The sequence below is a fragment of the Streptococcus pseudopneumoniae genome (assembly GCF_038148955.1).
Taxonomy (GTDB): Bacteria; Bacillota; Bacilli; order Lactobacillales; family Streptococcaceae; genus Streptococcus; species Streptococcus pseudopneumoniae_T.
In genome coordinates this window covers 34,029-56,801 of sequence record NZ_JBBJZY010000011.1, presented here as the reverse complement: position 1 = coordinate 56,801, position 22,773 = coordinate 34,029, and the positions used below count along the sequence as shown (strand labels likewise).

General features: G+C 42.1%; 16 protein-coding genes and 1 pseudogene. 3 read left to right on the top strand and 14 right to left on the bottom strand.

All coding sequences use genetic code 11. The features are described from left to right. Positions 1–352: 352 nt before the first annotated feature. Positions 353–4,477, top strand: coding sequence for a pullulanase (locus WKI23_RS05460; protein ID WP_368079201.1), 4,125 nt, complete (start codon positions 353–355; stop codon positions 4,475–4,477). Between the two features lie 42 nt (positions 4,478–4,519). Beyond that, positions 4,520–4,623 (top strand): annotated as a pseudogene (locus tag WKI23_RS09415) (LPXTG cell wall anchor domain-containing protein); the annotation flags it as partial. Positions 4,624–4,722: 99 nt separating this feature from the next. Here WKI23_RS09415 and WKI23_RS05455 read toward each other — a convergent pair. The 9 genes from WKI23_RS05455 to ruvB form a co-directional block, all read right to left on the bottom strand. Further along, positions 4,723–5,772 carry an LLM class flavin-dependent oxidoreductase gene (locus tag WKI23_RS05455; protein WP_368079200.1) on the bottom strand — a complete coding sequence of 350 codons (1,050 nt, stop codon included), beginning with the start codon at positions 5,770–5,772 and terminating at the stop codon, positions 4,723–4,725. A gap of 109 nt (positions 5,773–5,881) precedes the next feature. Further along, on the bottom strand, positions 5,882–7,690 hold the full coding sequence (gene glmS / locus WKI23_RS05450; RefSeq protein ID WP_368079199.1) for a glutamine--fructose-6-phosphate transaminase (isomerizing): 1,809 nt from the start codon (positions 7,688–7,690) through the stop codon (positions 5,882–5,884). Between the two features lie 190 nt (positions 7,691–7,880). Next, positions 7,881–9,260: a 6-phospho-beta-glucosidase gene (bglA, locus tag WKI23_RS05445; protein ID WP_368079198.1), complete on the bottom strand. Its 1,380-nt coding sequence runs from the start codon at positions 9,258–9,260 to the stop codon at positions 7,881–7,883. A 98-nt stretch (positions 9,261–9,358) separates the two neighbouring features. Next, entirely contained in the window at positions 9,359–11,212 is a 1,854-nt protein-coding gene (locus tag WKI23_RS05440) for a proline--tRNA ligase (protein ID WP_368079197.1), read from the bottom strand. A 12-nt stretch (positions 11,213–11,224) separates the two neighbouring features. Further along, positions 11,225–12,484: an RIP metalloprotease RseP gene (gene rseP / locus WKI23_RS05435; RefSeq protein ID WP_368079196.1), complete on the bottom strand. Its 1,260-nt coding sequence runs from the start codon at positions 12,482–12,484 to the stop codon at positions 11,225–11,227. A gap of 21 nt (positions 12,485–12,505) precedes the next feature. Further along, on the bottom strand, positions 12,506–13,309 hold the full coding sequence (locus tag WKI23_RS05430) for a phosphatidate cytidylyltransferase (protein WP_000189860.1): 804 nt from the start codon (positions 13,307–13,309) through the stop codon (positions 12,506–12,508). An 8-nt stretch (positions 13,310–13,317) separates the two neighbouring features. Continuing rightward, positions 13,318–14,076, bottom strand: a complete 759-nt coding sequence (locus WKI23_RS05425) for an isoprenyl transferase (RefSeq protein ID WP_368079195.1) — start codon at positions 14,074–14,076, stop codon at positions 13,318–13,320. Positions 14,077–14,307: 231 nt separating this feature from the next. Further along, positions 14,308–14,880 carry a nucleotidyltransferase family protein gene (locus WKI23_RS05420; protein WP_368079194.1) on the bottom strand — a complete coding sequence of 191 codons (573 nt, stop codon included), beginning with the start codon at positions 14,878–14,880 and terminating at the stop codon, positions 14,308–14,310. Next, complete coding sequence (gene ruvB / locus WKI23_RS05415) at positions 14,861–15,859, bottom strand: Holliday junction branch migration DNA helicase RuvB (protein ID WP_368079193.1); 999 nt, start codon at positions 15,857–15,859, stop codon at positions 14,861–14,863. Before ruvB ends, WKI23_RS05420 begins: the two co-directional genes overlap by 20 nt. A 132-nt stretch (positions 15,860–15,991) precedes the next feature. On the opposite strand from ruvB, the gene WKI23_RS05410 reads away from it, so the two are divergent. Next, positions 15,992–16,084, top strand: a complete 93-nt coding sequence (locus WKI23_RS05410) for a type I toxin-antitoxin system Fst family toxin (RefSeq protein WP_000970382.1) — start codon at positions 15,992–15,994, stop codon at positions 16,082–16,084. 827 nt (positions 16,085–16,911) lie between these two features. Here the strand turns inward: WKI23_RS05410 and WKI23_RS05405 are convergent. The 5 genes from WKI23_RS05405 to WKI23_RS05385 all read right to left on the bottom strand — a co-directional run bounded on the left by WKI23_RS05405 (position 16,912) and on the right by WKI23_RS05385 (position 22,771). Continuing rightward, a complete protein-coding gene (locus WKI23_RS05405; RefSeq protein WP_368079192.1) occupies positions 16,912–17,328 on the bottom strand; it encodes a GNAT family N-acetyltransferase in 417 nt (138 codons plus the stop codon). Positions 17,329–17,339: 11 nt separating this feature from the next. Beyond that, entirely contained in the window at positions 17,340–18,035 is a 696-nt protein-coding gene (locus WKI23_RS05400; RefSeq protein WP_368079191.1) for a GNAT family protein, read from the bottom strand. Positions 18,036–18,144: 109 nt separating this feature from the next. Next, on the bottom strand, positions 18,145–20,646 hold the full coding sequence (gene leuS / locus WKI23_RS05395) for a leucine--tRNA ligase (protein ID WP_368079190.1): 2,502 nt from the start codon (positions 20,644–20,646) through the stop codon (positions 18,145–18,147). Positions 20,647–20,996: 350 nt separating this feature from the next. Next, on the bottom strand, positions 20,997–22,085 hold the full coding sequence (locus tag WKI23_RS05390; RefSeq protein ID WP_261060034.1) for a glycerol dehydrogenase: 1,089 nt from the start codon (positions 22,083–22,085) through the stop codon (positions 20,997–20,999). Between the two features lie 17 nt (positions 22,086–22,102). Beyond that, positions 22,103–22,771 carry a fructose-6-phosphate aldolase gene (locus WKI23_RS05385; protein WP_164226680.1) on the bottom strand — a complete coding sequence of 223 codons (669 nt, stop codon included), beginning with the start codon at positions 22,769–22,771 and terminating at the stop codon, positions 22,103–22,105. Positions 22,772–22,773 lie beyond the last annotated feature (2 nt).

Genomic DNA, 22,773 nt, shown 5'->3' with positions numbered 1-22,773 from the left:
TTGCTGAATTTTTCTGATATTTTCTTTAGATTTCCAGTAAATACTATAGTTTGGAAACTAGATAAAACTTGAGAAGCGCTAGCTTTTTCTCTTCCTATTTATAGTTTCGCTAGATGAACTTTTTAAAGAAATATTAGAGAGCAATTTCTGAATAAAAATAGCTGGGAACACATCATCTTCCTAATAATACGGCTTGGCTTATATGACATTTTTATCTCCATCAATTGGTATATAAAATAGTACGGAAAACTTCTCAAAAGTAAGAATTTCTTTGACAAACCAAAGAAAACGCTTGCATATTGTTTTACTACATGCTATACTGATATAGAAATTTATTGATTGGAGAATCATTATGAGAAAAACACCAGCTCAAATTGAGAAAAAAATGGTCTACAGCATCCGTTCCCTCAAAAATGGAACTGGTTCTGTCCTTATCGGCGCAAGCCTTGTCCTACTTGCCATGGCTACACCAACTATCTCAGCCGACGAAAGTACAACAACCACTAACGCAAGTAATAGTGGAACTACTACTGCCCTTGCCCAACCTCTTACTGATGCAACAAACATCGCTGGCAAGAACGAAAGCGATTTTTCTTCACCCGTAAATGCAAACGCTTCCCTAGAGAAAAAAGAAGAAAAACCTGCAACAGAGCCAACCACTCCTGTTGCAAGCCCAGCCGATTCAGCACCACAAACTGGACAAGATCGTTCAAGTGAACCAACTACTTCTACGAGTCCAGTAACAACTGAAACTAAGGCAGAAGAGCCAATCGAAGACAACTACTTCCGTATCCATGTCAAAAAACTTCCTGAAGAAAACAAGGATGCTCAAGGACTTTGGACTTGGGATGATGTTGAAAAGCCTTCTGAAAACTGGCCTAACGGAGCCTTGTCCTTTAAGGATGCCAAAAAAGATGACTACGGCTATTACCTAGATGTCAAATTAAAGGGAGAAGAAGCCAAGAAAATTAGCTTCCTCATCAACAATACAGCTGGAAAAAATCTAACCGGCGATAAATCTGTAGAAAAACTAGTTCCAAAAATGAACGAGGCTTGGTTAGACCAAGATTACAAGGTTTTCTCTTACGAACCACAACCTGCAGGGACTGTTCGCGTCAACTACTACCGCACCGACGGCAACTATGACAAGAAATCTCTTTGGTACTGGGGAGATGTAAAAAATCCAAGTAGCGCTCAATGGCCTGACGGAACAGACTTTACGGCTACAGGCAAATATGGTCGCTATATCGACATTCCTCTTAAGGATGCCGCTAAAGAATTTGGATTTTTGTTACTAGATGAGAGCAAAAAAGGAGACGACGTGAAAATCCGTAAAGAAGATTATAAGTTCACAGATTTGAAAAATCATAGCCAAATTTTTCTAAAAGACGATGACGAATCGATTTACACAAATCCATACTATGTCCATGATATCCGTATGACAGGAGCCCAACACGTAGGAACTTCTAGCATTGAAAGTAGTTTTTCAACACTTGTTGGTGCTAAAAAAGAGGATATCCTCAAGCACTCCAACATCACTAATCACCTAGGAAACAAAGTAACTATCACCGATGTTGCAATCGATGAAGCTGGTAAGAAAGTGACTTACAGCGGAGATTTCTCAGATACAAAACATCCCTATACTGTTAGCTACAATTCCGACCAATTCACTACCAAAACAAGCTGGCGCCTTAAAGACGAGACTTACAGCTATGATGGCAAGCTTGGAGCTGACCTCAAAGAAGAAGGAAAACAGGTTGATTTGACTCTTTGGTCACCAAGTGCTGATAAGGTTTCTGTTGTTGTCTACGACAAGAATGACCCTGAAAAAGTGGTTGGAACTGTCGCTCTTGAAAAAGGGGAAAGAGGAACTTGGAAACAAACTCTAGATAGCACAAACAAACTAGGCATCACAGATTTCACCGGATACTATTATCAATACCAAATCGAGCGTCAAGGTAAAACTGTTCTTGCACTCGATCCTTACGCTAAATCTCTCGCTGCTTGGAACAGCGATCTTGCAAAAACAGACGCTTCCCATAAAGTGGCTAAAGCCGCCTTTGTAGATCCAGCCAAACTAGGACCTCAAGACTTGACTTATGGTAAGATTCACAACTTCAAGACTCGTGAAGATGCCGTTATCTACGAAGCTCATGTGCGTGACTTCACTTCAGATCCTGCCATTGCAAAAGACTTGACCAAACCATTTGGGACCTTTGAAGCCTTTATCGAAAAACTAGACTACCTCAAAGACTTGGGTGTAACCCACATCCAGCTCCTTCCAGTCTTGTCTTACTACTTTGTCAATGAATTGAAAAACCATGAACGCTTGTCTGACTATGCTTCAAGCAACAGTAACTACAACTGGGGATATGACCCTCAAAACTACTTCTCCTTGACTGGTATGTACTCAAGCGATCCTAAGAATCCAGAAAAACGAATCGCAGAATTTAAAAACCTCATCAACGAAATCCACAAACGTGGCATGGGAGCTATCTTAGATGTCGTTTATAACCACACAGCCAAAGTCGATATCTTTGAAAACCTAGAGCCAAACTACTACCACTTTATGGATGCTGATGGAACACCTCGAACTAGCTTTGGTGGTGGACGCTTGGGGACAACCCACCATATGACCAAACGTCTCCTAGTTGACTCTATCAAATATCTGGTTGATACTTACAAAGTGGATGGATTCCGCTTCGATATGATGGGAGACCATGATGCGGCTTCTATCGAAGAAGCTTACAAGGCTGCACGCGCCCTCAATCCAAACCTCATCATGCTGGGTGAAGGTTGGAGAACCTATGCTGGTGATGAAAATATGCCTACTAGAGCTGCTGACCAAGATTGGATGAAACATACCGATACTGTAGCTGTCTTCTCAGATGACATCCGTAACAACCTCAAGTCTGGTTATCCAAATGAAGGTCAACCTGCCTTTATCACAGGTGGCAAGCGTGATATCAACACTATCTTTAAAAATCTCATTGCTCAACCAACCAACTTTGAAGCAGACAGCCCTGGAGATGTGATTCAATATATCGCAGCCCATGATAACTTGACCCTCTTTGACATCATCGCCCAATCTATCAAAAAAGACCCAAGCAAGGCTGAGAACTATGCTGAAATCCACCGTCGTTTGCGACTTGGAAACCTCATGGTCTTGACAGCTCAAGGAACTCCATTTATCCACTCTGGTCAGGAATACGGACGTACCAAACAATTCCGTGACCCAGCCTACAAGACTCCAGTAGCAGAGGATAAGGTTCCAAACAAATCTCACTTGTTGCGTGATAAGGATGGCAATCCATTTGACTATCCTTACTTCATCCATGACTCTTACGACTCTAGCGATGCTGTTAACAAGTTCGACTGGACTAAGGCTACAGATGGCAAAGCTTACCCTGAAAATGTCAAGAGCCGTAACTATATGAAAGGGTTGATTGCCCTTCGTCAATCTACAGATGCCTTCCGACTTAAGAGTCTCCAAGATATTAAAGACCGTGTTCATCTCATCACTGTCCCAGGCCAAAATGGTGTGGAAAAAGAGGATGTGGTGATTGGCTACCAAATCACTGCTCCAAATGGAGATATCTATGCAGTCTTTGTCAATGCGGACGAAAAAGCTCGCGAATTTAATTTGGGAACTGCCTTTGCCCACCTCAGAAATGCTGAAATTTTAGCAGATGAAAACCAAGCAGGGCCAGTCGGAATTGCCAACCCTCAAGGGCTTGAATGGACTGAAAAAGGCTTGAAATTAAATGCCCTTACAGCCACTGTTCTTCGAATCTCTCAAAATGGAACTAGCCATGAGTCAACTGCAGAAGAGAAACCAGACTCAACCCCTTCCAAGCCTGAACATCAAAATGAGGCTTCTCACCCTGCACATCAAGATCCAGCTCCACAGGCTACACCTGACTCTACAAAACCAGATACAAAAGTAGCGGATTCAGAAAATAAACCTAGCCAAGCTACAACTGATTCACAAGCTGAAAAAACACATAAGGACAATAATACTCAATCACTTCCATCTACGTCTACACAAACTATTGTAACTTTCTACACTCCAGCTTATACAAATAAAAGACCAGAAACTCCAAATCAGACAACTAAAGCTAGTTGGAAACAAGAAAATGGCATCTGGTATTTCCATAAAGCAGACGGTTCTCTAGCTACTGGTTGGATAAAAGATGGAGATACTTGGTATTATCTAAAAGATGATGGCTCTATGTCAACTGGATGGGTCAAAGATGGTAATGTTTGGTACTTCCTAAATAGTAACGGCTCTATGTCAACTGGATGGGTCAAAGATGGAGATACTTGGTACTATCTTGAGCCATCAGGAGCTATGAAAGAAAATCAATGGTTTGAAGTTTCTGGCAAATGGTACTATGTTGATTCATCAGGTAAACTTGCAGTTAATACAAGAGTCGAAGGCTATTTGGTCAATGAAAACGGTGAATGGGTTAGCTAAAATTGCTACTATATAACCTTTGCATAGCTAGATATAACTAAGCCAAATACAGGAAGCTCAACGATTACAAACTCCTGTTTGCAGGAATTAGTCTCCTAGCCTTTCTAGGTCTCGGGTTCTTGTTAAAAAACAAAAAAGAGAACTAAACTAGCCCTCCTATAGAAAAATCCCCCAAGCCTTAACGCTCGGGGGATTGATTTTTGTACAATATTTGTTGTCCTAATAAACTTGATTAGGATTTTTTATTAAGCCTCTTTCATAGCAAAGTAAGCTCGGACTTTGGGTGCCACTTGCGTTCCGAAGAGTTCAATAGCTCGCAGAACTTGGTCATGAGGCATGGAACCAAGCGGTAGATGGAGCATGAAGCGGTCCAACCCTAGATCTTCAATCATGCGAATCAATTTTTCTGCCACCTGATCTGGATTGCCCACAAACATAGCACCATTTGACCCTACCTGCTCCAAATATTGTTCATAACGCAACTCCTGCCAGTGAGGACGGTCTTTGGAAATAGCATCCACTACTTGCTTGGTCGGATGGAAATAATCTTTCACAGCCTGATCGCCATCCTCAGCAATCCAACCCCAAGAATGGGCTCCGACCTTCAGCTCATGACTGGCATGGCCCGCTTCGCTCCCAATCTCACGATAAGCCTGAATCAATTTTTTAAAATAAGGCGGATTGCCACCAATTATGGCATAGACAATCGGTAGACCTGCCTGAGCAATCTTCACTGTTGATTCGACATGACCACCTGTCGCTATCCACAAGGGCAATTTGTCCTGAACTGGACGAGGATAAACTTCTTTGCCAGCAATCGTTTGGGTCAAGCGCCCTTGCCAGTCTAGCTTGGTCTTTTCATTGACTAATTGAAGCAAATCTAATTTCTCATCAAAGAGAGCTTCGTAGTCTTTCAAGTCATAGCCGAACAGAGGGAAAGATTCCGTGAAAGAACCCCTTCCAGCCATAATCTCCGCTCGTCCATTGGACAAAGCATCGATAGTGGCATACTGTTGGAACAACCGAATCGGGTCCATGCTCGAGAGTATGCTGACTGCACTGGTCAAACGGATTTTCTTGGTATTAACTGCCCCAGCGGCCAGAACAATCTCTGGAGCTGATACTGCAAAATCCAATCGATGGTGCTCACCAATCCCATACACATCCAAACCAACCTTGTCAGCCAGTTCAATCTCTGCCACCAACTGACGAATGCGTTCGGCATGACTGTAAGTTTGCCCAGTCCCCTCAAGCTCCGTTGTTTCCCCAAATGTTGAAATTCCCAGTTCTACCATGGTGTTTCCTCACTATCTCTTTTAGTTTTAGGGTATTCTATCACTAATTATTTTTACTTTCAATAAATTTGCTCACAAGAAAAAGCCTAGATAACTAGACTTTTTTAGCTTATTCTACCGTTACTGACTTAGCAAGATTACGTGGTTTGTCTACATCAAGTCCACGGTGAAGGGTTGCAAAGTAAGCGACCAATTGCGTCGGTACGACCATTGAAATTGGTGAGAGGTAAGGGTGTACGGTCGTAAGGACGATATCATCTGTCTCTTTAGCAACATTTTCTTCTGCGATAGTGAGAACTTTGGCACCACGGGCTGCGACCTCTTGGATATTTCCACGAGTATGGTTGGCAAGGACTGGATCTGACAAGAGTGCCAAGACGGGTGTTCCTTCTTCAATCAAGGCAATGGTTCCGTGCTTGAGTTCTCCTGCCGCAAAGCCCTCACACTGGATGTAAGAAATCTCTTTAAGTTTGAGACTTGCTTCCATGGCTACATAGTAATCTTGACCACGTCCGATATAAAAGGCGTTGCGAGTTGTTTCAAGAAGATCACGAACCTTGGCTTCGATGGTTTCTTTCTCTGAAAGAGTTGATTCGATAGACTGAGCTACAATTGACAATTCATGCACCAAATCAAAGGCTTGCGCTTTGACATTACCATTTGCTTCTCCTACTGCTTTTGCAAGAAAGGCAAGGGCTGCAATTTGTGCTGTATAAGCCTTGGTTGATGCTACGGCAATTTCAGGACCTGCATGAAGGAGCATGGTATGGTTGGCTTCACGTGAAAGAGTTGAACCTGGTACGTTTGTCACTGTCAAGCTTGGAATACCCATTTCATTGGCCTTAACCAAAACCTGACGGCTATCTGCTGTTTCACCAGACTGGCTGATAAAGATGAAGAGCGGTTTTTTGCTGAGAAGTGGCATACCGTAACCCCACTCAGATGAGATGCCAAGTTCAACTGGTGTATCTGTCAATTCTTCCAGCATCTTCTTAGAAGCAAATCCTGCGTGGTAAGATGTTCCAGCTGCAAGGATGTAGATGCGGTCTGCATCTTGAACAGCCTTAATGATAGCAGGATCAACCACTACTTGACCAGCCTCATCTGTGTAGGCTTGGATGAGTTTACGCATAACAGTTGGTTGCTCATCAATTTCCTTAAGCATATAGTAAGGATAAGTTCCCTTACCAATATCTGATAAGTCAAGTTCCGCAGTATAGCTAGCACGTTCACGGCTGTTGCCATCATAATCTTGAACTTCCACGCTATCAGCCTTGACGATTACCAACTCTTGGTCATGAATTTCCATGTATTGGTTGGTCTCACGAATCATAGCCATAGCATCTGAGCAGACCATGTTATAGCCTTCTCCAAGACCAATCAAAAGTGGTGATTTATTCTTAGCTACGTAGATGACATCTGGATTTTCAGAATCAACCAAGGCAAAGGCATAAGAACCACGGATGATGTGAAGAGCTTTTTTGAAGGCTTCAAGAACTGAGAGACCTTCTTCTTCCGCAAATTTTCCAATCAAGTGAACGGCGATTTCCGTATCTGTTTGCCCCTTAAAGTGGTGACCTGCAAGGTATTCTTCCTTGATTTCAAGGTAGTTCTCAATCACCCCGTTATGCACCAAGACAAAACGTTCTGTCTCAGAGCGATGTGGGTGAGCATTGTCTTCCGTTGGTTTCCCATGAGTTGCCCAACGAGTATGTCCGATACCAGTTGTTCCCTCAACACCAGCTGTCTTGGCAGACAATTCTGCGATACGACCAACAGCCTTCACCAAATGGTTATCAGCACCACCTAGGACAAAAATTCCCGCAGAATCATAGCCACGGTATTCGAGCTTTTCAAGTCCTTGAATCAAAATATCAGTTGCATTTGTGTTTCCAACAACACCAACAATTCCACACATAGTATATACGACACAGCCAAGCTGTGCTTTCTCCTTAAAATTGGTATAGTCTGATTCCTCTTTTATAGAATCAGCAAAAACAGTATATACTTGTTTCTTTCGCTTGTCAAGAGTAAAAATTGGTATAGTTCAAATTAAGCTCCTATAAGAAAAAATTCTGACCAATTAAAATCATCAGTCAGAGTCCTTTTTAAAATCCATTATTATCGCTTAATTCCTTGAACCAGTGCCCTGATTTCTTCAGACGACGTTCCTGTGTTTCCAAGTCTAGTTCAACCAACCCATAACGGTTTTTATAGCTGTTGAGCCATGACCAACAGTCAATAAAGGTCCAAATCAAGTAGCCCTTACAATTGGCTCCATCTTCAATCGCACGGTACAGTTCACGAAGATGACCTTTTACAAAGTCAATACGGTAATCATCTTGAATCATCCCATCTTGACGGAATTTTTCTTCCCCTTCAACACCCATACCATTCTCTGTCAACATCCACTCGATATTGCCATAGTTTTCCTTGATATTTTGGGCGATGTCATAAATCCCTTGCTCATAAATCTCCCAGCCACGGTGAGGATTGATTTTACGTCCAGGCATCACATAAGGCTCGTAAAAATGTTCTGGTAAGAGTGGACTCTCTGGATGTTTAGCAAATCGAGGTGCCATAACGCGCAAAGGTTGATAGTAGTTAACACCAAGGAAATCCACCGTATTGTCACGAATGAGCTCCAACTCTTCCTCTGTGGTATCAGGCAAGAGACCGTGTTCATGCAAGATTTCTACCAACTCCTGTGGATAAGTCCCCAAAACAGACGGATCTAAGAAAGATTGGGCCTGAAAAAGGTCTGCAATACGAGCAGCCTTGACATCAGCAGGATGCTGGCTACGTGGATAAGCCGGTGTCAAATTTAAGACAATCCCAATCTTAGAGTCAGGTAAGAGTTCATGACAAGCCTTGACCGCTCGACTGCTAGCTAATTGTGTGTGGTAGGCTACTTTAACCGCTGCTTCTGAATCCACCTTATGTGGATAATGGGCATCGTAAAAATAGCCAAATTCCACCGGAACGATGGGCTCGTTAAAGGTAATCCATTGATCCACTAAATCGCCATAAGTCTCAAAACAAAAACGAGCATAGTCTTCATAAGCTGAGACAGTCGCCTTATTTTCCCAACCATCACCATCTTCTTGAAGAGCAAAAGGCAAATCAAAGTGGTAGAGATTGACTAAAAGTCGAATCCCCTTAGCCTTAATTGCCTCAAAGACCTTACGATAAAAATCCACACCTTGAGGGTTGATTTTTCCACAGCCTTGTGGAAAAATCCGTGACCACTGAATAGAAGTCCGAAAGGCCGTGTGACCAGTCTCTAACAAAAGCTCAATATCCTGTTCCCAGTTTTCATAAAAGGTCGATGTCTTATCTGGACCAATCCCATTATAGTAACGATTTGGCTCCACTTGGTACCAGTAATCCCAGAGATTATCTCCCTTACCGTCACCAGCTACACGCCCTTCTGTCTGTGGTCCAGAAGTGGAGGATCCCCAGACAAAATCCTTTGGAAATCTTAGCATACATTTACCTCTTTATCTAGTCATTTTTCCCATTATACAGAAAAAACAAGGTAAAAACTAGTTACATTTTTTCCTTGTTTTTCTTCTGATTATAGTTTTTATTTCTTGCTGAGGATTTCAAGCGTTTCAAGCACGTTATCTGCATGAACCTCGATGGTATCACCAGTCGCTTTGATTTTAACTTCTACGATACCATCGGCTACTTTTTTACCAACAGTGATACGGATTGGCAACCCAATCAAATCGCTATCGCTGAATTTGACTCCAACACGTTCGTTACGGTCATCTGTCAAGACTTCATAACCAGCTCTCATCAAGCTTGCTTCAAGCTTTTCTGTCAAAGCTTGCGCTTCTTCATCCTTGACATTGACAGTAATCAAGTGCACATCAAATGGTGCCAATTCTTTAGGGAAGTTGATACCCCAAGCGTAACGGTATTCACCTTTTGGCGTTTTATTAACAAAGAGGCGAGCGTGTTGCTCCATAACTGCTGAAAGGAGACGGCTAACACCGATACCGTAACATCCCATGATAATTGGTACAGCACGGCCATTTTCATCCAAGACATCTGCTCCCATGCTTGCTGAATAGCGAGTGCCGAGTTTGAAAATGTGACCAATTTCAATACCACGTGCAAAGTTAAGGACACCTTGTCCGTCTGGGGAAATTTCACCCTCACGAACTTCACGGATATCCACATATTCTGCAGTAAAATCACGACCTGGGTTCACACCAGTCAAGTGGTAGCCATCTTCATTAGCTCCCACAACTGCATTGCGAACATCTTGCACCTTACGGTCTGCGATGATTTTAACATTCTCTGGCAAACCAACTGGTCCAAGTGAACCAAATCCTGCTTGAACAAGATTCGCCACTTCTTCTTCGCTAGCAACGTCAAAGAAATCTGCTCCCAAGTGGTTTTTCAACTTGACTTCGTTGAGTTGGTCATTTCCAACTAGAAGGGCTGCAACAAGCTCACCATCTGCCATGTAGAAGAGAGTTTTAATCGTTTGTTCTTCTGGAACGTTAAGGAAGGCTGCAACTTCATCGATTGATTTAACATCTGGCGTTGCAACACGAGTCACTTCTTCTTCAGCGACAACACGGTTGCTTGGTTTGTACTCGTTTGTTGCCATTTCCAAGTTAGCCGCATAGCTAGATTCACTTGAGTAAGCAATGGTATCTTCACCAGAAACCATCCATTTGAGCAATTCTGCCTTGATTTCTTCTTGCACTTCTGTAGGAATTTCGTCAAATGAGGCAACGGACTTGTCCAAGACAACCCAGCGGTCAAGGTCTGTACGAGCAGGTGTAATGGCCATAAATTCTTGGCTGTCCTTACCACCCATGGCTCCACCGTCACCAATGATAGCCTTGAAGTCTAAGCCACTACGAGTGAAAATACGCTCATAAGCAGCCTTGTACTCATCATAAACACTGTCCAAGCTATCATAGTTAGCATGAAAGCTGTAAGCATCCTTCATGATGAACTCACGTGTACGAAGAAGTCCATTACGTGGGCGTTTTTCATCACGATACTTAGGCTGGATTTGGTAAAGGTTGAGTGGCAATTGCTTGTAAGACTTAACAGAATCACGGACAATAGCTGTAAAGGTTTCTTCGTGAGTTGGACCTAGAATGAAGTCTGATTTTTCACGGTTTTTTAGTTTGTAAAGGTCCTCACCATAAGTTTCGTAACGACCTGATTCGCGCCACAATTCTGCACTAAGAAGGGCAGGAGCCAACATCTCAACGGCACCAATCTTGTCGAATTCTTGACGCATGATATTTTTAGCTTTTTCAATCACACGATTAGCAAGTGGTAGATAAGAATAAACACCTGCTGAGACTTGACGAACATAACCAGCTCGCAACATAAGAGCATGGCTGATAACTTGAGCATCGCTTGGCATTTCGCGAAGCGTTGGGATAGGCATTTTACTTTGTTTCATAATATTCCTCGATTATCTAAAAAAGAGTCGCATGATGTCATTCCAGGTCACAGCAATCATCAAGACAACCATGATGACCACTCCGGCCAAGGTGACATAGGTTTCAATTTCTTGTTTCAATGGTTTGCGGCGGATGGCTTCTAGGATATTGAGCACAATCTTACCACCATCCAGGGCTGGAATCGGAATAAGATTAAAAATCCCGATATTGATGGAAATCATTGCCAAGAAGTACAAGACGTTCTCAATTCCATTTTTAGCGGCATCACTACTTGCCTTAAAGATGGCAACAGGTCCACCTAGCTTGTTCAAATCCGGTTGGAAAATCAGATTTTTCAGAGCTGATAGAATTCGGAGAGCCGAGTCAGCAGCAGTTGTAAATCCACCTACAAACATGGATAGAAAGTCCGACTTAATTCCCGGTTGAACACCTAGAAGGTAACGACCTTGATTTTCTTCTGGAGTAACCGTAACTTGTTTGTCACTACCCTTTTCAGAAATAGTCACATTCAAGGTCGGGGCCGTCTTACCTTTGGTTTCTGTTTCCACAGCCTGAATCAAGCTTTCCCAGTTACTAATCTCATGTGAGCCAATCTTGGTAATTTGTGCCGTTTCTGCCACTCCCACCTTAGCCAAGGCCCCTTGGGGCATGACATGGAACTGGTTGGTATCAACATCTCTGACACCACCCTGCATAAAGATTAAAATCCAAAAAACAACGACACCTAAGATAAAGTTATTCATAGGGCCTGCAAAATTAGTAATGAGTTTGCCCCAGATAGTCGCATTTTGATATTGAACATCTAAAGGTGCAATCCGAACCTCAGTACCATCTGCTTCCACAACCGTCGCATCGTGATCCACTGCAAATGTTTTTTCTTCTTCCAGAACCAAGCCCTTGATAAAGAGCTTGTCTTCAAAGTCAAACTGAGTCACCTGCATAGGGAGGGCTGTTTGATCCAATTTTTTACCTGAAAGATTGATGCGTTTAACCTTACCATCATCAGTAAGCGTCAAACTGACAGGAGTTCCTGTCTTGATTTCAGTTGTATCATCACCCCAACCGGCCATGCGAACGTAGCCTCCCAGAGGCAAGATTCGAATGGTATAGGCCGTCCCGTCCTTGCCAATATGAGCAAAGATCTTGGGTCCCATGCCAATGGCAAATTCACGCACTAGAATTCCTGATTTCTTGGCAAAGTAGAAGTGTCCGAACTCGTGCACCACTACAATAATCCCGAAAACCAGAATAAAGGTTAAAATTCCGAGCATAGTATTTCCTCCGTCTTTTGATTAAAAGAGTCCAAACAAGTGCATGATTGGAAATACAAGCAACATACTATCGAAACGATCCAAAACACCACCATGTCCAGGGATAAATTTCCCAGAATCCTTGACACCAAAATGACGTTTGATCGAACTTTCTAGTAAATCACCAAATTGTCCAGCAATGCTAAAGAAAATAGCAAAGACTGACATCTTGTAAATTCCATATGGAAGAGCAACTGTACTGTCAACTATCATAAAGATGATGGTTACTAAAATAGCGCCTAAAATACCACCCAAGGCACCCTCAAAGGTTTTATTTGGAGAAACTGTCGGAGCTAATTTTCGTTTACCATAGTTCATCCCAACAAGATAGGCACCACTGTCTGTCGCCCAGACGATACACAAGGCCAAAAGCGCCTTATCTAAACCTGCAACGCGAGCATCTAGTAAAGCATTAAATCCAAAGCCTACGTAGAAACTCATAGCAAGAGGGAAAACAGCGTCCTCAATCGTATAAGACTTGCTAAAAACAGTCGTTCCTAACATAATTGAAATCAACACACTATAGGCAACCACATTCCCATCAACTGGCAAAAAAGTCAGGTAATTCTCCAAGGGAATGGTCAAGGCAAAGGTTGCAAAGAGGGTCAAGAGGCCCTCCATCGTCATGGTCTCTAGACCTCTCATCTTCAAAAGTTCATGCATGGCTAGCATGGCTATGATTCCAATTGCTATCTGAAGCAAGAGGCCCCCAATCATTAAAATTGGTAGGAAAATAGCCAGGGCAATCCCTGCAAACAAGGTTCTTTTCTGTAAATCCTGTGTCATATTTCCTCCTAAACTCCTCCAAATCGGCGATGACGACGATTGTAGGCAAGAATGGCTTCCTGCAAGGCCGCCTCGTCAAAATCAGGCCACAAGGTATCCGTAAAATAGAGCTCACTGTAGGCTCCCTGCCATGGAAGGAAATTGCTCAAACGCAATTCTCCACTAGTACGGATAATCAAGTCTGGGTCTCGTAAGTCCTTAGGTAAATGCTGGGTAAAAAGATAATTACCAATCAATTCCTCTGTGATGTCACCTGGGTTGATTTTGGCATCTAACACATCCTGGGAAATCAACTTAAGCGCCTGTGTAATCTCAGCACGTCCACCATAGTTGAGGGCAAAATTAAGAATCAACCCTGTGTTGTTCTTAGTCAATTCCTCAGCCTTGGTTAAAGCTTCAAAAGTCTGCTTAGGCAGGCGGCCTGTCTCTCCAATCATTTGAATCTTAACATTATTCGCATGTAGTTCTGGAACATAATTATCATAAAACTCTACTGGCAAGTTCATGATAAACTTGACTTCCTGATCTGGACGGGTCCAATTTTCCGTAGAAAAAGCATAGACCGTAATCACCTTAACGCCTAGTTTGTTGGCTGCCTTAGTCACAGTTTGCAATGCTTCCATGCCCGCCTTATGTCCAAAAACTCGCGGTTGCATACGTTTTTTAGCCCAACGGCCATTGCCATCCATGATGATGCCGATATGAGCAGGAACCTGTGTCGGAACCTCTACTTCCACAGCCTTATCTTTCTTAAAAAATCCAAACATGATCTTATTCCTATTCAAAAATCTATCGTTTCATTATACCATATTTCCCTATTTTCTTCTATCACTAAGCTATTTATACTCAGGTATCAGGCTCAGTTTTCAAAAAAATAAGTCGCCTGATTGGGCGACTCTATTTTTTATAGGGAGATTATTATGAAAAAGTTTTAGGAGTTTAAGTTAAGGTCTTCTTAACTTATGGACTTAGTATACACTTCCTAACTTAAAGTTTCCTTAAGTATTTTTAAAAATCAAATTTTTCCATTTCTCCTGCCAATTTTTCTTGGATAAACGTGTTTGATAGAGTCCCATTCGGTCTTCATTTTCTAAAAAATGAGGAGTTGGACGAACTTGGAAATTCAAAATATCCTCAAGTCCATAAGGAGTAAAGAATTCTAAAGCGTATTCTTCATTCAAACGGAGCCCAACCGCAGTACACTGTTCTGGATACTTACTCATAGCATCACGAGAGCTGGTATAGGGAGCAGTGTGAGGACTGTGCTGGTGCATATAGACCTGATTTTTCAACTCCCACTGGTACTGAGGAAAATCCGCTCTCAACTTTTTCTCTAGGGACAAGGTTTCCTCATAAGAAATATCTGGATCAAAGAAAATCACATCTACATCTGTTTCACAGTCAAAAGGTGATTTGTATGACAAAAGATTCCAGATGAAATTTCTGACAGAACCTGCTACCAACCACGAGTCTTTTAAATCAAGGTCTCGGATGATGGTCAGAATGGTCATCATATCCGAATCTTCTCTGAAAGCTTTTAGGATTTCTTGCTCATTTTTCATTGTATTCATACCCTAAATGTTCGTAGGCCTTAGCCGTTGCAACCCGTCCAGACCGTGTCCGCATGATAAAACCTTTTTGAATCAAGTAAGGCTCATACATGTCTTCCACCGTCTCGCGCTCCTCAGCAATATTGACGGAAAGAGTGCCTAACCCAACAGGGCCACCACCATACATCTCAATCATAGTCCGAAGGATTTTTTGGTCCACATAGTCCAAACCTTCATGGTCAACATCTAGCATGGTCAGAGCCTTATCGGTAATAAGATCATCGATAACCCCATTTCCCATAATCTGGGCAAAATCGCGCACGCGCTTGAGGAGACGATTGGCAATACGAGGGGTTCCACGACTACGCAAGGCCAACTCAGATGCTGCCTCATGGGTGATTTCCATCTCAAAAATATCTGCTGTCCGCTCAACAATTTCTGTCAAGTCAGCATGGGCATAATACTCCATATGACCTGTGATCCCAAAACGTGCCCGTAGCGGATTGGAAAGCATACCAGCCCGAGTCGTAGCACCAATCAAGGTAAAAGGTGGCAACTCCAAATGAACACTGCGACTGCCTTCACCAGCACCAATCATGATGTCAATGTAGAAGTCCTCCATGGCACTATAAAGCACCTCTTCCACCGACATGGGCAAGCGATGAATCTCGTCAATAAAGAGGACATCCCCAGGATCCAAATCATTCAAAATCGCTACCAGATCACCAGCCTTTTCAATGACAGGCCCAGAGGTCTGCTTGAGATTGACTCCCAGTTCGTTGGCAATAACAAAAGCCATGGTCGTCTTCCCCAAACCTGGAGGTCCAAATAAGAGCACATGATCCAGCGCTTCATCCCGCATTTTGGCGGCTTCTATAAAGATTTGAAGCTGGTCCTTAACCTTGTCCTGCCCGATATATTCACGTAAATACTGAGGACGGAGCGTGTGTTCTACTAACTCCTCATCCCCCATTATCTCATTGTCTAAAATTCTACTCATTGCTCTATTATATCAAAAATCCAGCCCGTAAACAAAAAAGCCACTGAATTGGTGCCTCCCGACTTTAGCACTTATGTGGTATAATATTCTACGGCACTGCTACACCGCCTGCGAAAGGAGGTGAGATAGCCCATGATGGAATTAGTACTCAAAACTATCATCGGACCAATTGTGGTCGGTGTCGTTCTTCGCTTAGTCGATAAATGGCTAAACAAGGACAAATAGTGTCAAAAAAAGACCCCAAGCTTATTTGGACGTGAGCTTGGGGTCTTTTCTAGCCTATGATATAGAACTAGTACTCAATTCCTTTTTATTATCCCACAGTTCACAAAATTTGTCAAAGATTTATACCCTCATCTACTCAGCTTCTCAAGCTTTAACCGCTTTACAACAAGACTTTCAAGTTTAAGAGAAAGTTAGGGATTCTATCAATTTCATAGAAATTTTGATTTAGTAAACGAAGAGACAATCTTACATGTCACTCCTTATTTAATACGCCACTACTGGACAAGCAAAATCATTATTACAGCAGTTCCAGCCCTTCAATTAACAGTCACTTACAATCAAATTGAGTTTGAAGCAGCTGAAGCGACAACAAACCTATTTCTTAGTCATATTCGCTAAAAAGTCCCCGCCAATTCCCCGACCAAAATCCGAAAAATATCGAAAAATGATTTTTAGAATAGTCCCCAAAAGCCTGAAATAGAGCCAAAAAACTCCACCTGATTTGGTGGAGTTAAGGGAGATTATTATGAAAAAGAAAAGTTTAGGATTTTATTAAATAAAGTTAGGAGGTCTTTATTTAATAACTATATGATACAAGACGAAGCTTAAAACTAGCTTAACTTTTCTCGAATTCTACCATTTTTCAAAAAAATTCTATCAGCATCTCTTCACCCCACAAAAAAAGCCACCTGATTGGGTGACTTCATTAGGAGATTATGATGAAAAAAAGTTTTAGGATTTCATTAAATAAAGTTAGGAGGTCTTTATTTAATGACTATATGATACTAGACCAGCCTTAAACTTTGCTTAAGAAAAAACAAGTTTTGTTATTTTTCTCGATTTACCCAAGTCATTCCTATACAATTATAGGTGGATAAGACTTCAAAGCCCATAGAACGATAGAATCTCAAGGTTCTTTCCGTCTGGTCTGTCACCAGCTGGACTTGATAGGCATCTTTGTAATCCTCTAAAGCCTCTTTCATTAGGGCACTACCAATCCCTTGACGCTGATAGATTGGTAAAACGATTAAATCCTGAACCAATACTGATGAAAAACCATCACCAATCAAACGAATCAAGCCCACCACAGTATCACCATCAAGCGCCACATAAATCGCTAATGAATGAGATAAGGCCTGCTCCAGCATCTCTGATTGATGGGTATAATTTGTCCAACCGACAGCCTGATAGAGATGCCAAACATCCTCTAGCTTGACAAATTCTTGCTTTTTAATAGTGATCATGTCAACACCTCTTAAAACTCTCTCAAGCTCTTGTACTGTCGTCCATTTTTATCAAAATTTTCAGGAGCCAACCATGCTTCCAATCGAGCTTTGACTTGGGGCCAGTCCTTATCAATCATAGACAACCAATCCGTATCCCTCGTCCGTCCCTTATAAACCACTGCCTGACGGAAGGTTCCTTCATAGACAAATCCCAAACGCTCCGCAGCTCGTCTGGATGGCAGATTAAGAGAATCACATTTCCATTCGTAGCGACGATAGTTAAGCTCCTCAAAAACGTAGCGCGCCAAGAGATACTGAGCTTCTGTCCCTATTCGTGTTCCCCTGAGTTCTGGAGAAAAAGTGACCGCTCCCACTTCTATCACTCGGTTATTCTGGTCAATGCGCATGAGAGAAAAAGTTCCCAAGGCCTTACCAATTTCCTTGTCTATAATTGCATAGTAAAAGCGTTCCTTACGAGCCAACATCTGATTTAAAACGGCAACCAGCTCCTCCATATCTGCCACTGGTTCCTGAAAGAGGTAAGTCCACATCTCTCGAGGTGTATCTGGACCATAAACAGCTAATAAATCCTTCGCATGCTTTTCCACCGAAAGAGCCTCTACCCTAGCATAACGCCCTTCTAAGAGATCAATAGCAGGCAATTCACCAGGTGTATAACCTTCCATTGACTCACCAATCATCTGACCATATTCGTTTACTGGCATAACTTTCTCCTTGTTTCACTTTTCAAACTTTATAGTTGCCCATAGTATATCATACTTTCATAAGAAGAATCAAAAAATCCTCCAGATTCTACTCTGAAGGATTCCTATCTTATTTCACAACAATATTAACCAATTTATTCGGTACCGCAATCACTTTCACGATTTCCTTACCGTCAATTTCTGCTTTGACTTTTTCATCCGCTAGAGCAATTTCTTGCAATTCTTCGCGTGACAAGTCTTTAGCGACCATCAATTTAGCACGGACTTTCCCTTTGATTTGAACGACGATTTCGATTTCGTCTTCAACTAATTTGCTTTCGTCCCATGTTGGCCAAGCTACGTAAGAGATTGATTCTCCTGTTGCCGCAACAGTTTGCCAGAGTTCTTCTGCCAAATGAGGTGCAAATGGAGCAATCAATTGGATAAAGCCTTTAGCGTAGTCCACATAGAGCTTGTCTTCCTTGTTAGCAGCGTTGACAAAGACCATAAGTTGGGCAATGGCTGTGTTGAATTTCATGGACTCGATTTGTTCTGTGACAGCTTTAACGGTTTCGTTATAAACCTTGTCAAGAGCACCATTGTTTTCCGCAACGATTTCTTTACTTGTAATCAAACGGTAAACACGGTCAAGGAACTTACGGCTTCCTTCCAGACCTTCTTCAGACCAAGCGATGGAAGCATCAAGTGGTCCCATGAACATTTCATAGACACGAAGGGTATCGGCACCGTATTGTTCCACCACATCGTCTGGATTTACAACATTCTTGAGCGATTTAGACATCTTGGCTGGGGCTTGCTCCAACTCTTCGCCTGTTTCCACATGGAAGAAAGAACCATCACGTTTTTCAACCTTGTCAGTCGCCACAAGAGCCCCACGGTGGTCACGGTAGCTAGTCCCCAAAATCATCCCTTGGTTAAAGAGTTTTTGGAATGGCTCCTTAGTTGGAACAACACCGAGGTCATAGAGGAATTTGTGCCAGAAACGAGCATAGAGCAAGTGAAGTACAGCATGCTCTGCACCACCCACATAGATATCTACTGGCAGCCATTGTTTGAGGAGATCCTCGTCAGCCAATTTCTCAGTATTGTGCGGGTCAATATAGCGGAGGTAGTACCAGCTTGAGCCAGCCCATTGTGGCATGGTGTTGGTTTCACGACGACCTTTAACACCATCTTCACGAGTCACTTCAAGCCAGTCTGTCAAGTTAGCTAGCGGACTTTCTCCAGTACCTGAAGGACGGATGTCCTTGGTTACAGGCAAGACAAGTGGCAATTCATTTTCAGGAACAGCTGTTGAAGTTCCATCTTCCCAATGAATGATTGGAATTGGCTCACCCCAGTAACGTTGACGGCTAAAGAGCCAGTCGCGAAGACGGTAGGTCACCTTCTCCTGACCACAGCCTTTTTCTTCCAACCAAGCCACAATCTTAGCAATTGCGTCTTCTTTGTTCAATCCATCTAGGAAGTCTGAATTGACATGAAGTCCATCTTCTGTGTAGGCAGCTTCTTCAACGTTTCCACCTTCAAGTACTTCTACGATTGGAAGGTCAAATTGTTTGGCAAATTCCCAGTCACGTTGGTCGTGGGCAGGAACAGCCATTACCGCACCTGTTCCATAACTAGCAAGAACATAGTCCGCAATCCAGATTGGAATTTCCTTGCCATTGACAGGATTGATGGCATAAGCACCAGTCCAAACCCCTGTTTTTTCTTTAGCAAGGTCTGTACGAGCCAAGTCAGACTTGAGACTAGCTTGGTGTTTGTAGTCTGCTACTGCTTCTGCTTGCTCTGAACTTGTGATAGCGTCAACCAAGTCATGCTCAGGAGCCAAAACGGTGAAAGTCGCACCGAAAAGAGTGTCAGGACGAGTGGTAAAGACTGTGAATTCCTTGTCTGTTCCCTTAACTTTAAAAGTTACATTAGCACCAGTTGATTTACCAATCCAGTTACGTTGCATGTCCTTGATAGACTCTGGCCAATCAAGTTCATCTAAGTCATTAAGCAAGCGCTCCGCATAGGCCGTGATTTTGAGCATCCATTGGCGCATTGGTTTGCGGACAACTGGATAGCCTCCACGCTCAGAAGTTCCATCAGGAAGGACTTCTTCGTTGGCAATGGCTGTTCCCAACTCTTCAACCCAGTTTACTGGCACTTCCGCTTCATAGGCCAAGCCTTTTTCGTAAAGCTTAGTGAAGATCCATTGAGTCCACTTGTAGTAGTTTGGATCTGTTGTGTTGACTTCACGATCCCAGTCGTAAGAAAATCCAAGCGCATTGATTTGGCGTTTGAAGTTGGCAATGTTCTCAGCTGTAAATTCTGCTGGGTCATTACCTGTATCCATAGCATACTGTTCAGCTGGCAAACCAAAAGCATCCCAGCCCATTGGGTGAAGGACATTGTAGCCTTGCGCACGTTTGTAACGGCTGAGGATATCAGTTGCGGTATAGCCTTCTGGGTGTCCTACGTGCAGACCCGCTCCAGACGGATAAGGGAACATATCGAGAGCATAAAACTTCGGTTTTGATACATCTGTTCCTGTCTTAAATGTATGATGTTCTGCCCAGTAGCCCTGCCACTTAGGCTCAATTTCTTTATGATTGTAAAAACTCATGGTCTCTCTCCAATTTTGTGATGTTACTATTATACCATTTTTGAGGGAATTTGAAATGTGTTAAAAGAAAAAACTGTATACTGTATTTCATTAATTTTGATGACTCTGAATTGCTCTATCACTCACTTTTTTATCTTATTGTTATGCGGGAAATCAAAGAGCAAAACAAGAAGCTTATCTCTTATAACACAAAATACTAATTTTAGACCGAAGATACGACTGGAATGCTAATTAATGTATTTATAGTAAATAGCCGACAACCTATGTCGCTTTTTGATTTATGAAGAACGTCGGATTCAATACGAGGATCAATAAAAGACTACCATTTGGAAAACAGTAGTCCTTATTGTTTATTTTGAATTTACATAGGCGTCTACAGCGATGATAGCTTGAGCAACATCTGAAGACGAAATCTTAAACGGCATCTGATGGATTGTCTCACCCTCCATAGTTGCTTGTTTACCAACTTTTATTAAATCATCATATCCAACTTGATCTAAATGCATTTCTTTTAGAGTTGTTGGCATACCAATTTTTTTGTAAAACTCAATATACTTATCAAGTTCTTCTTTAGGTCTATTTTCCAATAATAGTTGTACCAAAGTTCCATAAGCTACTTTTTCACCATGTGTTAAATGATGAATGTCACCTGTCAATGCAGTAAAACCATTATGAATCGCATGCGCCGCAGCTAATCCTCCACTTTCAAAACCTAGGCCACTCAATAAAGTATTAGCTTCAACAATATTTTCTAATGCTGGTGTCACCACTTTAGCTTCACAAGCTGCCATAGCCTGTAAACCATCTGCAAACAGCGTTTCTTCACATTTCTTCGCAATTGCAATTCCAGCCAACGTTTGCTGTTGTCCCAACATAGTTTTTCCATTTGCCTGCATAACCGCACGCGCCTCAACCCAAGTTGCTAAACCATCTGCAATACCAGACGCTAATAAACGCTTAGGGGCTTGTGAAATAACTTTTGTATCAACCAAAACTAAATCTGGATTTTTAGAATAAAATAGATAATGATCAAATGCACCTTCATCTGTATAAATAACAGATAAAGCAGATACAGGTGCGTCGGTCGATGCAATTGTTGGAGCAATAATAACAGGCTTTTCAATCAAATCTGCAATAGCTTTTGCGCTATCAATCGTCTTTCCTCCACCAAGACCGATAATACTATCACAATTTTCTTTCTCAGCCAAGGCAACAACTCGATTGATTTCATTGTCAGAAGCTTCACCATTAAACTTGGCTAGAACAATATGGAAACCATACCTATGTAGGTAATCTTCAAATCGTTTTCCAACAATATCATAAACCAACTGATCGCATAATAGAATAGGACGATTCCCCAAATCCAATATTGATTTGGCATTTTCGAACAAGGCATTTTCCCCTTGAATATATCTCGAAGGACTAGCAAAAATTCTCATGTTTGTTTCCTTTCTACCTAAATGGAACGACTATGTTGAGTAACAAACCAGTCGTCAGAAAAATCATCAACCGCCTTTTGGATAGATGGCATGGCGAAAGCTGATTCAAAAACATCTGCTCCTGCTGTAACAGCATGCGCACCTGCAGCTAAAGCATTATTTACTTGTGCTACATTTTTAAAGGATGCAGCTAAAATCTTACTAGGAGAGTTCTGTCTATCAATAGCAAGAGCTAATTGACGAATGACAGAATTTGAATCAATGTTCAGATTTTCCATTCTATTATAATATGGAGCTAGGTAATCCGCTCCTGCTTCGATAGCTAATAATCCCTGAATAACTGTATAAATAGCTGTTGCAGTGATATGGTAGCCCTCTTTTTTTAGCACCTTTATTGCACGTAATCCAGCCGGAGTAACAGGTACTTTGATAAATATATCATCTCCTGCTTGTCTCCGAATTTCATGAGCATCCTTTAAGATGCCTTCAAAATCTTGAGAAATCACCTGAACATGAATAGAGGGTGCAGAGCCAATCAATTCTCTTACATCTTTGATTCGTTCAAAAAAATTAATAGAACCCTCTCTTTTGGCAATAGTGGGATTTGAAGTTACCCCAGCTAGCGGTAAAATTTCAGACCACTTTTTAATCTCATCTAAATTTAATGTGTCAAGCATAAATTCCATAA